Source organism: Mesorhizobium sp. GW821-FHT07A06 (assembly GCF_059419085.1).
In genome coordinates this window covers 883,410-896,644 of record NZ_JBWKRC010000002.1, presented here as the reverse complement: position 1 = coordinate 896,644, position 13,235 = coordinate 883,410, and the positions used below count along the sequence as shown (strand labels likewise).

The following is a 13,235-nucleotide window of genomic DNA, read 5'->3' as shown; positions in this document are numbered from 1 at the left end:
ACCCCGTCATCCACCAAGTCCTTTGACGATCTGCGACATGCCCATGTAGCGGGTGTAGATGGCGGCGAAGAAGCCGAGCACCAGGAACAGCACGATCGAAAGCGTGGCGCCCATCGGCCAGTTCAGCTCGCCCATGATGGTGTCGTAGATCAAATTGCCGAACAGCGCGTCGCGCCCCGAACCCAGAAGCTGCGGCGTCACGTAGCTGCCGGCGGCCAGCACGAAGCAGAGCAGCAGGCCTGCCGCCAGGCCCGGCAGGGACAGCGGCAGCGTGACCTCGCGGAACGCCTGCGCGCTGGTGCAGCCCATGGAACGGGCGGCCGAGATCAGCGTGCGGTCGATGCCCTCGAGGCTGACATAGACGTTGAGGATCATGTAGGGCAGGAGGAAGTGCAGGAGTCCCAGGATCACCGCGCCCTCATTGTAGAGCATCGGCAGCGGATCGCTGATGATCCCCATCCTCAGCAGCGCGACGTTGATGACGCCTTGTTCGCCCAGGATGTTGATCCAGGAGAAGGTGCGGATGGTGAAGGAAATCCAGAACGGCACGATGAGCAAAAGCAGGAGCAGCCATTTGTGCTTGAAGGTCGTCGCCCAGATGAAATAGGCCGGGAAATAGCCGAGCACGCCGCAGAGCAGCGCCGTCATCGCGCCGACGCGCAGCGTCTTCAGGAGGAAGCCGTGATAGTAGCTGTCGGTGAGGAATTCGTGCCAGTTGGCGGTCGTCAGTACGCTCGTTTCCACACCGGCGGTGACGAAGGTGAAAAAGGTGTAGGCGCCCATCACGGCGATCGGCAACACCAGGAAGAAGATCAGCAGCAGGAGCACCGGCGCGACCAGCATCCAGGCCAGCCGCGGATCATACAATGTCCATCGTCGTTTCATGACCACCCGGTGCGCTTTCTTTGAAGCGCCTGTTTTGTTCCCGGTGCCAAGATTGGGTGATTAACGGCCCGATGTCTACACCAGGCGATTGAGCCAGTGGACATCCGTGCGCCGCGGCCGCGATAAACGACGAAACTCGATCGGCGGACGGCGTGGCAACAGGGGCCGTGGCCGTTCGACCTGGTTGATTTTTACCAGGCGGCAATCGCTTTCTATGCCGGCAACCCTGCCGTTCGCATGGCGTCGCTGACGTCGTCGATGATGCCAGGCGCAAGTCCGACGGCGGCGGACCAGCGGCCGATGGTGAAGCGGGGATCAAGCGACAACAGCCGTGCGGCCGATGCCTTGGCCTCCTCGATCCGGCCGAGTCGGGCAAGGGGAGCGGCCAGCCATCCGTGCAGGATGCTGAAGCCGGGGTTCATCTCCACCGCCCGCCGGCCGGCCGCGATTGCCTGCTCATGCCGGCCGTTGAGAAAATTGCCGAAGCCGATCATGCCTTGCGGGACGCAGTTCATGGCGTCCAACGGATTCAGCCGCAACGCCTGCTCGCCCCAGTCGATGGCCCGTGTCGCATCGCCGCCATAGGCGACCGGCACGCAGCCAAAGGCATAGACGAAGGCACATGAGGCGCTGAGCGCGAGCGCCTGCGAAAACGCCTGGTCGGCGAGCCTGCGGTCATGCTCGACCAGCCCGATGGTGAAACCGGCCAAAGCCAGCGCCATGGCGTCGCCCGAGCCGTGCTCGATCGCCGCATGGGCATGGCGGGACGCCTTCCGGCTATGCTCCGCCTCCATGCCGCCACGGATAAAAAGGGTCTGGTGCGCCCAGGCGGCAAAGCCGTGGACGAGCGCATAGGTCGGCTCGATGGCCAGCGCCTGGTCGAGCAGGGGCAGGCCCCTGGCGGCGCCCTGCGGCATGAAGGTGTAGACGTCGGGCAGCGCGCGCAGAAAAAGATCGTAGGCGTCGAGACTGTCGGGGCGCCGGCGCTTGACGCGTTCGATCTCGGCCCGGCGCAAATTGGGCTCCATGGCCGCGACGACGCTGATGGTGATCTCGTCCTGCAGCGCGAACACGTCGGTCAGCTCGCGGTCGTAGCGCTCGGCCCACAGGTGGCCGCCATCCTCGGCATCGATCAACTGGCCGGTGATACGCACGCGGCTGCCGACCTTGCGCACGCTGCCTTCCAGCACATAGCGCACGCCGAGCTCGCGCCCGACCTGCTTCACATCGACCGCGCGGCCCTTGTAGGTGAACGAAGAATTCCGCGCGATCACGAACAGCCAGCGGATGCGCGACAGACCGGTGATGATGTCCTCGACCATGCCGTCGGCAAAATAGTCCTGATCGGCATCGCCGCTCAGGTTGACGAAGGGCAGCACGGCGATGGAGGGGCGGGCCGGAATGCCAAGGCCGGGCTTCGCCTGCTCGACCGGGGCGATCGCCTCGGCGCCGACCTCCTCGCGCACGGTGCCGACGAACCGAAAGCCCCGGCGCAGGATAGTGCGGACCAGGCGCTGCTGCTCGCCATTGTCCTGAAGGGCGCTGCGGGCGGCGTTGACACGGCTGGCCAGCGTGGCGTCGGAAACTATGCGCCCCTGCCAGACAGCGTCGACCAGGTCGTCCTTGCTCACCACCCGCTCGCGATTGCGGATCAGATACTGCAAGAGGTCGAACACTTGCGGCTCGACGGGGACCAGATCATCGCCACGGCGCAGTTCGCGCCGCTCGCCGTCCAGGGCGAAATCCTCGAAGAGATACGGCAATTGCTGGCTCCGGATGGGCGGAAATCGCGACTCTGGACACTGTAGCCGTGTCGTGGCCGCAAAATCAAAGCCATCTCAAGGGAAAATCAAGAGGTCCTGAAGGCCGCCTCAAAGCGAGCGCGGCGGCCGCGTCGCATAGTCCTCCTGCAACCAACGCAAACAACACTTTGAAAAGGAGAACTCAAATGTCGAACAATGCAGCAAATTCCGTTGTCCTCGTTCATGGCGGCTTCGTCGATGGCTCCGGCTGGGAAGGCGTCTACCACCAGCTCAAGAAGGACGGATACGACGTCACCATCGTCCAGAACCCGACCACCTCGCTCGCCGACGATGTCGCGGTGACGAAGCGCGCCATCGCCGCCGCTCCGGGCAATGTCATCCTGGTCGGCCACTCCTATGGCGGCGTGGTGGTGTCGGAAGCCGGCACCGATCCCAAGGTGGCTGGTGTCGTCTACATCGCGGCCTTCGCGGCGGATGCCGGCGAGTCGGTCTCGACCCTGATCGCCAACCCGCCTCCCGGCGCATCGGTGCCGCCGATCCTGCCGCCCGTCGACGGCTTCCTGATGCTCGACAAGGCCAAGTTCGCCGCTGCCTTCGCCGCCGATGTGCGCCCCTCGCTCGCTGCCTTCATGGCGGACTCGCAGGTGCCGTGGGGTATCCCGGCACTGGAAGGCAAGGTCACCAAGCCGGCCTGGAGGGTGAAGCCGAGCTGGTATCTCGTCGCCACCGACGACCACATGATCCCGCCGCCGGCGCAGCGCCAGATGGCGACCCGGGCCGGAGCCACGACGGTGGAAGTGCCCGGCAGCCACGCGGTCTATGTCTCCGATCCGGCGGCGGTCGCCAAGCTGATCGAACAGGCTGCCGCCGGCGTCGGCAAGAACTGAGCCCGCGACATCCCTGAAGAAAGGCCCGGGCGCCTGGCGCCCGGGCCCTTTTTGTTCCATCCCGTATCCGGCCGACGGTGCGCCTGATATCCACTTCCTCCGGGGATCGTCGGTCGCATCTCCGACATCCGACGGCCGCTCCTGGGGATCGCGAGGCTGGCGCCTGTGCCAAACAATACGGATCGGTGATAACAGGCTCCAGCACGGGCGAGGGGACGGTTCCGGAAACACAATGGCAAGGCGGTTTGCGTTTCTGCTGGTTCGCGACTTCACGCTGTCGCCGCTGTCGCTGTTCATCGACACGCTGCGTCTCGCGGGCGACGAGGGCGACCGCAGCCGCAGGATCGAGTTCGACTGGGAGATCGTCGGCGAACGCGGCCTGCCGATCCGGGCGAGTTGCGGCGTCGAATTGCTGCCGACCAAGGGGATCGGCAATCCGGAGGATTTCGACAATGTCGTCGTGGTCGGCGGCCTGCTCGACACCAACCGCAGCCTGAGCTCGGACAAGGAAACGTTCCTGCTGCGCGCCGCCGAGAAGGGGGTGCCGCTGACGGCGCTCTGCACGGGAAGCTTCGTGCTGGCGCGCTACGGCCTGCTCGACGGCTACGCCGCGGCCGTCAGCTGGTTTCACATCAAGGATTTTCGCAGCCAGTTCCCTGAAGTGAACGCCCATGCCGACAGTCTGTTTTCCGTCGACCGTGGGCGTTCGACATGCGCCGGCGGCACGGGTGCGGCCGACCTCGCCGGCCACTTCGTGTCCCAGTTCATCGGCCAGAAGGCGGCGGAAAAGGCCGCCAAGATCCTGGTGCTCGACCGGATCAGAAGCAGCCGCGACGTGCAGCCCGTCGGCGACCTGTTTCCGGAGGCGTCGAGCCGCGCGGTGAAGCGCGCACTTCTGTTGATGGAGAGCAACCTCCAGGAGACGCTCTCGGTGACCGAGATCGCTGACCGCCTGAATTGCTCGCGGCGCCAGCTCGAGCGGCTGTTCGGGACCGAGCTCGGTATCGGTCCGATGGCGGCCTATCTGGCGCTCAGGGTGCATCATGCCAAGTCGCTGCTCGAAGGCAGCGACCTGCAGATCGGCGACATCGCCTATCGCTGCGGCTTCACCAATGCCGGCCATTTCAGCCGGGTGTTCCGCCAGCAGACCGGCATCACGCCGACCCATCTCAGGCACCCCAACCGCATGCCCGCCACTGCCGCGGGGCAATGAGGCCCGGCCGCCAAGCGGCGCTGACACTTTGTTTGGCGCAATTCCCAAGGGCAAGCGCTACGCGCTTGTCCCGGGAAAACCGTTCACACTTTTCCTGGAATTGCTCAGCCCTTCGAGATGCCGCGCGCGATCAGCCTTGCGAGCCGTTCCGAGAACGCCCTGGCGTCGGCCGGCTTGTCGCCGTCGAGCACGCGCGCCTCGTCGTAGAGAAGATGGGCGGCATCGTCCTTGAAGGCCTGCTCGTCCTCGCCGAGGCCAGCGAGCGCCAGCACGCGCTCATGCCTCGGGTTGATTTCGAGGATGGGCTTGGCCGCCTTGTCGAGGCGGCCGGCGGCGTTCATCAGCCGTTCGAACTGACGGTCGGGGCCGTGTTCGGGGGCGACAAGGCAGACCGCGCTTTCGGTCAGGCGATCCGATGCCTTCACGTCCGAGACGGCATCGCCAAGGGCGGACTTGACGAAGGCCAGGAAGCCGTCGACCTCCGGCGTCGCCACTGTCTCCTGCTTCTTGGCTTCGTCGAGCAGCTGGATGTCGGACAGCTCGGCCACGCCCTGCGTGACCGACTTGAACGGCTTGCCGTCGAATTCGGGCGCCATCGTCACCCAGAAACTGTCGACCGGATCGGTGAGCAACAGCACCTCGATGCCGCGCGCCTTGAACCCTTCGAGCTGCGGCGAGGCTTCGAGCCGGGCGCGGTCGTCGCCGGCCATGAAGAAGATCGCCTTCTGGCCTTCCTTCATCGCGGCAACATAGTCGGCAAGGCCGCGCCAGGCTTCGCCAGAGGCGGTCGAGCGGAAGCGGGCGAGCTTCAGCAATTGCTCGCGGCGCTCATAGTCCTCGTAGAGTCCTTCCTTGAGGACGACGCCGAAATTGTCCCAGATTTTCGCATAGGCGTCGGCCTCGTTTTCGGCGAGCTTGGCGAGATCGCCGAGCACGCGGTTGGTCAGGCCCTTGCGGATGGAGGCGAGCAGCGGGCTTTCCTGGATCATCTCGCGCGAGACGTTGAGCGGCAGGTCGGCGGAATCGACAAGCCCGCGCACGAAGCGCAGGTAGCGCGGCAGAAGGTCGGCATCGTCGGTGATGAAGACGCGGCGCACATAGAGCTTCATGCGGCCCTTGCGGTCCTGGTCGAACAGATCGAACGGACGCGAGCCCGGCACGAAGGCGAGCACCGAATATTCCTGCCGGCCCTCGGCGCGGAAATGGATGGTGGCGGCCGGCTGGTCATACTGGCCGGCGACGCCGCGATAGAAGTCCGTATATTCCTCGGGCTTGATCTCGCTTTTCGGCCGGACCCAGAGTGCCGTGCCGTCGGCGATGTCGCGCGCCTCGGCGCCGGGCTTCTCGATGAGCGTGATCGGCACCGGCACATGGCCCGACTGCGACTTGGCCAACTGCTCGAGCCGGTAGGATCCGGTGTAGGAGACGGCATCGTCCATGAGATGCAGCACGACGCGGGTGCCGCGCTTCGGCGCGGCTTCGAGCGGGGCGGGCGCGATCTCATAGGACCCCTTGCCGTCCGACGACCAGCGCCAGGCTTCCTCGCTTCCCGCCAGGCGGCTGATGACATCGACCCGGTCGGCCACCATGAAGGCGGAGTAGAAGCCGACACCGAACTGGCCGATGAGCTGCGTGTCCTCGGTGCCGGAGCCGACGCGCTCGATGAAGGCGCGGGTGCCGGAGCGGGCGATCGTGCCCAGCGCCTCGGCCATGTCGTCGCGGCTCATGCCGATGCCGTTGTCCTCGACGGTGATCTGCTTGTTGTCCGCGTCAGCCGAGATCGAGATGCGCGGCTTGGGATCGTCGGCCAGAAGCTCCGGGCGGCTGACAGCCTCGAAGCGCAGCTTCTCGCAGGCATCAGCCGCGTTGGAAATCAGCTCGCGCAGGAAGACGTCCTTATCGGAATAGACCGAATGCACCATCATGTGCAGCAGCCGCGAAACATCCGCCTCGAACGCCCTGGTTTCCGTCGTTTTCGTATCCGTCGTCATTCCGGTTTTCCCACGCTTTTCATCCGCCCGCCGCGCCGGGGCGCGTTCAGGACTTCCTTTCAACCATTTTTTGCGGTGCTGGCAACTGCGATTTATCGATCTCCCCCCTAGTGGGGGAGATGCCCGGCAGGGCAGAGGGGGGCGCTGTCCCGCCGACTTCTCAGTCCGTCCCGCCCAAACCCGTCACGATGACGATATGCTGGCAAACATTGCCAATGTCGCGAATGACATCATCATTCCAGAAGCGCAGCACGATCCAGCCATCCTGTTCCAGGCGCTTCGTCCTGGTCTGGTCGGCTATCGCCAGATTTTCGTCGCCATGCTGCGAACCATCGACTTCAACGATGAGTTTTTTCTCCGGGCACGCGAAGTCGACAATGTAACCGGCGATTGGAAATTGCCGGCGAAAACCCAAGCCCATCAGCCGGTGCGCGCGAAGTTCGTTCCAAAGCTTCAACTCGGCACCCGTCATCACCTTGCGCATCGATCTGGCGCTGGCCCGGTGTCTTGGCGGCAGGGGCGTGTGGGTCATTGTAAGGGGCTGGTCCGAGGTAGGGATATCGAGGCTTTTACTCTACGGCGCCCCCCTCTGTCCTGCCGGACATCTCCCCCACTAGGGGGGAGATTGGCGGCGTTGGCGTCGCGCCTGTTTCGTCCCCCTACTTCCCCGCCATGTGATCCGCCAGCGCCTGCGCCTGGGCGAGCAGCGCGGGGAAGGCCGGGGTGCCGGGCAGGTTCTTGCCCATGCAGGCGCGGAAGTCGTCGTCGCCTTTCGTCCAGGCGGCGTTGGCGGCATCGGATGTGTTTTCGTCGCTGTCGTCGGTGGCCTGCTTGGCCAGTTTCTGGGCGGCGGCGTCGGCGGCGGTCCAGACGGCGTCGCAGGCCGCGATCTTCGGGACCGGCGGCGCCGCGGGCGCCTCGGCGATCAGGACGCTGTTGCCCTTAACGATCGTGACGATGACCTCCTGGTCGTAGTTCGGCCCGATATCCTGTGCCCAGCCGCCGAGCCGCGCGATCGCCATATCGGCGCCATCAGGCGTCTTCAGCGCGAAGTCGAGCGTGCCGGTGAAGGCGGCGTCGCTGCCGATGGCCTGGGTATAGAAGGCGTCGAGTTTCAGCGCCGCGTCGAAGCTGGTGGGCAGTTTGAGGTCGGCGTCCGTCTCGGCCGCACGCGACTTGAGCCAGCGCTCGACCAGCCCGCGTGTCGATGCCACGATGCTGGGGCCGTCCTCGGTGCCATGGCGCAGCCCGTCGAGCATGCCGAAGCCGACATCGGAGGAACTGAGGCTTTCGATATTGATCGTGCCGGCAGCCGGGAAATCCTTGACCGTGAAGGGGCCGAGGAGGGCGGTGAGACGTTTTTCGAGATCGGCGCGGGCCTTTTCATTGGCCGCGTCGAGCGTTTCCACGGCGGTGTTCGTGCTCTCCATCGCCGCGATCTCGGCAATCGCCTTGTCGCGCGCGGCGATATAGTCGTCCTCGGGCGAGGCGGCGAAGGCAGCACCGCTGGCGAGTGCAAACATGACCGTCCAGACCAACCGCATGACAGAACCTTTCTTCGTGGCGATCAACAGGCCAGGCAGCCATCGGGCAGCTTTGCGGCTATTGCGCGGCAGGAAACGTGGAGGCGAAACATCCTTGCCGGGGAGGGACCGCAAGCGCCGTCATTAACCATCAGTTAACTATCAGTTCGCCTTTGAATCAAATTTGGCGGATATTGTTTTGGCCAACGAGGCTGCTCGAGGGACCTGAGAAGACAGCAATTATTGGCCTGGCGCGCAGCCTTCGGTCGCGCGGCAGTCTGAAATCAAAAGAATAAGCGACGGACCACCGTCGCCTTGCGGGGAGGCGTCCGCATCATTCTTGATGAGGATCGCCACAATGAAGATCGAAGACGCGGTGACCACTGTAACAGCCGAGGCCAACGCGCTTGTGTCGTGCCTCGGCCAACCCGTCATCGCCTACCACGTGACGGAAATCATGCGAGAGGCCGACCTCGAGCACGCCAGGCGGATGCAGCTCGCCCTGATGCGGCGAAGCATCGAGGCGCTCGTCGATGACGGCCTGGAGGATGTGGCGGCGGAGCGTTTTGCGGCGCAATTCGACGGGCGGGTTGGTTCGGCGTGGCGGCTGCTGCACGGTTCGGATGGCGTGGCGCACTGAGTTCGGGCCAGACCGGCCTCGAGCTTGGATCCTCCGTGTTGCCATTGGCGGATCGATCAAGCCGGCTTCCGCCGGCCGTGTAAAGGAAGCCGTATCAGAAAACATGAAAAGCCCGACGCGAGTTGCGGACGCCTGGCACTCCTCGATCAGCGTCGCGACAACTGGAAGAACCGACCGAGCCCCCCGGTTCTTAGCATATCCGCTATCTGGTTGATCTTCCCGACCGTCTTGCGGCCGTCGGCTGCTGCCCGCTCCGGCGGACGGGGCAGCCCAAGGCGCTTGCGCTGCGTGCCCGCGAAGGCGATCGCATCGCGCTCACGCCTGAATTGATGGAAAATTTCCTGGTCGTTCTCGCATACGCGGACAAACCAACCACCAAAACCCTCCGACAGCTCCACGGAGGTTTTTAGGCAACCGCTATCATACCGAGGGTGAACAGGCATGGCGCTTCCTGCATCGCAGCTGAAAACGACGTGTCGACAAAATATCCGTCAACAATGAATGTGCTGTGACAGGTGCGACGCCCGGGCGGCACCGAGCCATGAAGCGGGCGGCCACGCGGGAGATCTTCACCCCGGGCGAGATTCAACCTGAGCTGGCTTGTATGTGTCAAAAAGTTGCACGATTGTCGGCTGCTCGATGATGTGGGTATCCGATGAAGCGTAAGGACAAGGCACGGCCTTTCGTGCCAACTGAAATCCACGTCAGCACCGTCGAGGATGACAGGGGTACGCTCGGTATCCTCTCGATCCAGACGACCGAAGGCATGGTAGAGATCGCGCTTGATCGCCAAGCCGCCGACGCGATCGTGAATGCCATCGGCGCAATCCGGACGAAGCTGGACCAGAGCTGAGAAGGCCGGGCCCGCGGCCGAGGAGATCGATCTTCGGATTGCCGGCGGCCAGCAGGATGGCGATGGCGTCATCATATCCGGGGTCGCGGTCCAGGATGATCTTTTCCATGGTGGGCACCTCCCTTGCCGTCCGCGCTGGGACAAGAGACCGCACGCCCCCGTGCAGTCAAGGCTCGGATGCTCGATCGATCCGGCCTGCGTAAGTCTGGTCGCGCGGCCGGGCATGCTCGGCGCGGCTCATCCGAACAGGGTCGTCTCAGGGAAAGTTTCGTTCGTTCGAATGACAACAAGCAGAGAAATAGAAGATAGCGTCGCGGTGACGCGGCATCCAGCGCCGTGGCTCGAACTAAGTGGAGAATACGATCGCGGTGAGGGTCGCGCCAGGTGAGGTCAAGCGATGAATCATTTGCAAGGTACCAGGGCCAAATGCCGGCTCTTTGACTTCACCCTTATTAAGCGACGCGCTTTTGTTCTACTTCACAGGATAGGTGGCAACGGGTGTAAGGCCACGCTGTCCTTTGTTTCGTCCATCCTCGTTCTGCTGTCTGCGTCTCCCGCGAACAGCCAGCTGGCGCCCGATGCGTCCGCGACGGCCGCGGTCAATGGCCGTTCGTCGGTCGCGGTTTCGGACCATACGGATATCGCGAAAGAACCGGGCAATGTGCGATCCGGAGCGGTCGGAACCGACATATTCAATCCCGCGCCCGGCGGAGCGAATGCCCTCAACGGCCCACAAACGCCGCCCGGCGCGGTGGAGGAGGCCTTGCGCCGCGAATTGGCCGCTGCACGGGCTGAACTGGCCAAGCAAGCGCAGGCCCTGAAAGAGCAGCAGCAAACGGACGAAGCGCTCACGGCCAACCTGGACACCGCGCTGCGCGCCATCCAGGATTTCAGGGCGGAAGCCAGTCTCTGGGACGGCAAGAAAGGCGCGATGCCTGAAACGCATCCCTCCACCGATGCCTCCCACGCCGCCGCGAACCAGGCGCTGGAAGAGGAGCGCCACAAGGCCGAGCTCCTGGAACAGGAACTCGCCACGGCTCGGCAGACCATCGATGCTCTCAAGACGAGCGCAAACCTGGCCGCGGCGGAGCAGGCCAAGGCCCTGAAGGACCGGCAAGTGGCTGACGCCGCTTCAAACCAAGCCGGAGAAGCGCTCGAACTGGAACGTCGACGGGCGGATTCAGCCATGCGTGACCTCGACAGTGCCCGCAAGGAACGGGACGCCTTGAAGCAGAGCTCGATAGGCTTGAGTGCGGCGCTGGACCAGGAGCGGGAGAGGGCCAACGGCTTGGCCCGCAGCCTCAGTGCCGCGCGTGCGGAAATCGACGCCATCAAGGACAAGCGTCGGACCGCGGCCGAGATGCGCGCGCCCAAGGCAGGTACCTCCAAGAGCGCGCTCGCAAGTCCGCCATCGCGTCCGGTCGCAGCCCGTAACCCGGACCTGCCGAAAAAACGGAAAGTGAAAGGCTCAAAGTCGCCGCAACCTGTCCTGCTGGCAACCATCGCTCTTCCAACCGCATTGCTCCCGGTGCGACCACCCGCGCAGTGAAGGACAGGTGAGCGAGATGCATGGCGCTGGGAGGATGACAATGAAGAAATACTTCGCGGCCGCGTTGACGATGGGTATCGCAATCGGGCCTGCCTCGGCTCTCGAAGCAGGTATAGGCGGCAGGGCCGGCGGTCTCGGCGTCGGCGCCGGCGTGAGCGCCGGTTCGCAAGGCGCATCCGTAGGGGTGGGCGCGAGCATCGATGGCGTTGGCGGAGCCAACGTCGGAGCTTCGGTCGGCGCAGGCAGCGGGTCGGTCAGCGCCAGCGGCGATGTTGGCACCTCGGGTGCAGGCGTGTCGACCAGCGTCGGCGTGGGCGCCGATTCGTCCGCCCAAAACGGATCGGCGGCCGCTCCCGGTGGCCAGGCCGCCGCCACCACCGGCTCTGCCGCGACAGCCACGGCCACCGCCATGACAGCGACAACCCTGGCCAAGGCCACCAGGCAACCGATCGTCCTGCCATCCGTCCTCAGGCCTTCCAAAGCCGGTCAGGGCGACCTCACCATGGGATATCCCTTCGCACCCCTGGAAGCCCTGACGGCGAAACCAGGCACGCCGGCCACGGTCGTACAAGCCTGCCGCGCGGCGATCATGTCCGCCGCCAAGCCGCTTGGCGCTGTCCGTGTCCGTGCGGTAAGCGCGGGTGCCTTGCGTCAATCCGGGAGCGCGCTGACGGCGCCGATCATGGTGCGAATAGACTATGCGAGACGAGGCGGCATCGAAGTCCGGCAAGCGCAAGTCCGCTGTCGCCTCGACAAGGCAGGCAGGGTCCGCGCGGTGATCTAGAACCAACCTGCAAGAGGGTAGGCGGCGCTCCGCCGACGCCGCGCGAGTTGGTCGAGGCGGCAACATTTTCCGCGGAACGGAGGTTCCAATCTCATGTGAGCTGCTTCAAGCTCGGTCCTGGATCGCGGCAGGGGGCGTGAGATGGCGGATCATGATCGGATCGACGGATTGATCGCGGCGGTGCCCGCCGCACTGGCGCTTCGCGCCGGGCTGGACCTTGGCATCTTCACCCGGCTCGGTGGCGATGTGGCGACCGCCGACAGCCTGGGGGCCGCGCTCAAGGTCGAGCCCGATCGTCTGTCGCGGCTCCTCTATGCGCTCGCCAGCATCGGTCTGCTCGAAGTCGAGGATGGTCGCTTTCGCAACGGAGCCGAAGCGTCGGCCTTCCTCGACGCGTCCAAGACGACCTATCGCGGCGGCGATCATGCGCTGCTGCGCGAGCTCTGGGGAGCCGACCTTTTGACCGCCGAGTCGCTGCGGCAGAACCGGCCGGCCGCGCTGCACGATTTTTCCGAGGCCGGCCCCGAGGCGGCGGCCGCCTTCAGCCGCATGCTCGCACCGGGCGGGGTGGTTTTCGGCAGAAACCTGGCCCGGGAGATGGACCTCTCCGCGATCCGTTCGGTGATCGATATCGGCGGGGGCGCCGGGACCATTCTGGTCGGACTTCGCGAGCGGTGGCCACGGATCGCGGCGACGCTGATGGAACTCCCGACGGTCGCGGCGGTCGCGCCATCCATCCTGGCCGAATATGGTGCCGACGACGTGACTGTCGAAGAGGGGGACATAACCGTGGCGCCATCGATCGGCCGGCACGATCTGGCGATCCTGAAGGCCGTCGTCCAGGTCCTTCCGCCCGATCAGGCGCGCAGTGCGATCCTGAACGCGGCGCGTTGCCTCACGCATGGCGGCGAGATCGCAATCGCGGGATGGGGCGTCGTCGATGACGACCGCCTCGGCCCGCCCGAGGGTGTCTTTCTCAATCTCACCTTCCTGAACCTCTATCGCCATGGCGAATCCTACACGGAAGGTCAGTACCGCGCCTGGATGACCGAGGCTGGATTGCGCGACATCTCCAGGTCGCGCCTGGCGGATGGCTCGACCTTGTTTCGTGCGCGCCTCGGCTGAAGATCGGATCGGCCGTGGAGTT

13 protein-coding genes are annotated in these 13,235 nt (G+C 64.9%); 7 read left to right on the top strand and 6 right to left on the bottom strand.

Annotated elements, in window-relative coordinates; all coding sequences use genetic code 11:
• Positions 1–6: 6 nt before the first annotated feature.
• Both AC07SZ_RS09810 and AC07SZ_RS09805 read right to left on the bottom strand, forming a co-directional pair.
• Entirely contained in the window at positions 7–885 is an 879-nt protein-coding gene (locus AC07SZ_RS09810; protein ID WP_172349478.1) for an ABC transporter permease, read from the bottom strand.
• 212 nt (positions 886–1,097) lie between these two features.
• Positions 1,098–2,648, bottom strand: a complete 1,551-nt coding sequence (locus AC07SZ_RS09805; protein ID WP_494914077.1) for a winged helix-turn-helix domain-containing protein — start codon at positions 2,646–2,648, stop codon at positions 1,098–1,100.
• 185 nt (positions 2,649–2,833) lie between these two features.
• On the opposite strand from AC07SZ_RS09805, the gene AC07SZ_RS09800 reads away from it, so the two are divergent.
• Positions 2,834–3,535, top strand: coding sequence for an alpha/beta hydrolase (locus AC07SZ_RS09800; protein ID WP_065005293.1), 702 nt, complete (start codon positions 2,834–2,836; stop codon positions 3,533–3,535).
• A gap of 232 nt (positions 3,536–3,767) precedes the next feature.
• Positions 3,768–4,748 (top strand): GlxA family transcriptional regulator, encoded by a 981-nt coding sequence (locus AC07SZ_RS09795; protein ID WP_494914076.1) that lies wholly within the window; start codon positions 3,768–3,770, stop codon positions 4,746–4,748.
• A 104-nt stretch (positions 4,749–4,852) separates the two neighbouring features.
• On the opposite strand, the gene htpG is transcribed toward AC07SZ_RS09795, so the two are convergent.
• The 3 genes from htpG to AC07SZ_RS09780 all read right to left on the bottom strand — a co-directional run bounded on the left by htpG (position 4,853) and on the right by AC07SZ_RS09780 (position 8,283).
• Positions 4,853–6,739 (bottom strand): molecular chaperone HtpG, encoded by a 1,887-nt coding sequence (htpG, locus tag AC07SZ_RS09790; RefSeq protein WP_494914075.1) that lies wholly within the window; start codon positions 6,737–6,739, stop codon positions 4,853–4,855.
• A gap of 160 nt (positions 6,740–6,899) precedes the next feature.
• Positions 6,900–7,271, bottom strand: coding sequence for an endonuclease domain-containing protein (locus AC07SZ_RS09785; protein WP_494914074.1), 372 nt, complete (start codon positions 7,269–7,271; stop codon positions 6,900–6,902).
• Between the two features lie 127 nt (positions 7,272–7,398).
• On the bottom strand, positions 7,399–8,283 hold the full coding sequence (locus AC07SZ_RS09780; protein ID WP_494914073.1) for a hypothetical protein: 885 nt from the start codon (positions 8,281–8,283) through the stop codon (positions 7,399–7,401).
• A gap of 337 nt (positions 8,284–8,620) precedes the next feature.
• Here AC07SZ_RS09780 and AC07SZ_RS09775 point away from each other — a divergent pair, with 337 nt between their 5' ends.
• Complete coding sequence (locus AC07SZ_RS09775; protein WP_494914072.1) at positions 8,621–8,902, top strand: hypothetical protein; 282 nt, start codon at positions 8,621–8,623, stop codon at positions 8,900–8,902.
• Between the two features lie 146 nt (positions 8,903–9,048).
• Here the strand turns inward: AC07SZ_RS09775 and AC07SZ_RS09770 are convergent, their stop codons facing one another.
• A complete protein-coding gene (locus AC07SZ_RS09770) occupies positions 9,049–9,345 on the bottom strand; it encodes a hypothetical protein (RefSeq protein ID WP_494914071.1) in 297 nt (98 codons plus the stop codon).
• Positions 9,346–9,557: 212 nt separating this feature from the next.
• On the opposite strand from AC07SZ_RS09770, the gene AC07SZ_RS09765 reads away from it, so the two are divergent.
• From AC07SZ_RS09765 to AC07SZ_RS09750, 4 genes are all read left to right on the top strand, one after another.
• Positions 9,558–9,755 (top strand): hypothetical protein, encoded by a 198-nt coding sequence (locus AC07SZ_RS09765; protein ID WP_056571190.1) that lies wholly within the window; start codon positions 9,558–9,560, stop codon positions 9,753–9,755.
• Positions 9,756–10,152: 397 nt separating this feature from the next.
• Positions 10,153–11,304: a hypothetical protein gene (locus AC07SZ_RS09760; protein ID WP_494914070.1), complete on the top strand. Its 1,152-nt coding sequence runs from the start codon at positions 10,153–10,155 to the stop codon at positions 11,302–11,304.
• 40 nt (positions 11,305–11,344) lie between these two features.
• Positions 11,345–12,088 (top strand): hypothetical protein, encoded by a 744-nt coding sequence (locus tag AC07SZ_RS09755; RefSeq protein WP_494914069.1) that lies wholly within the window; start codon positions 11,345–11,347, stop codon positions 12,086–12,088.
• A 141-nt stretch (positions 12,089–12,229) separates the two neighbouring features.
• Entirely contained in the window at positions 12,230–13,213 is a 984-nt protein-coding gene (locus tag AC07SZ_RS09750; RefSeq protein ID WP_494914068.1) for a methyltransferase, read from the top strand.
• Positions 13,214–13,235 lie beyond the last annotated feature (22 nt).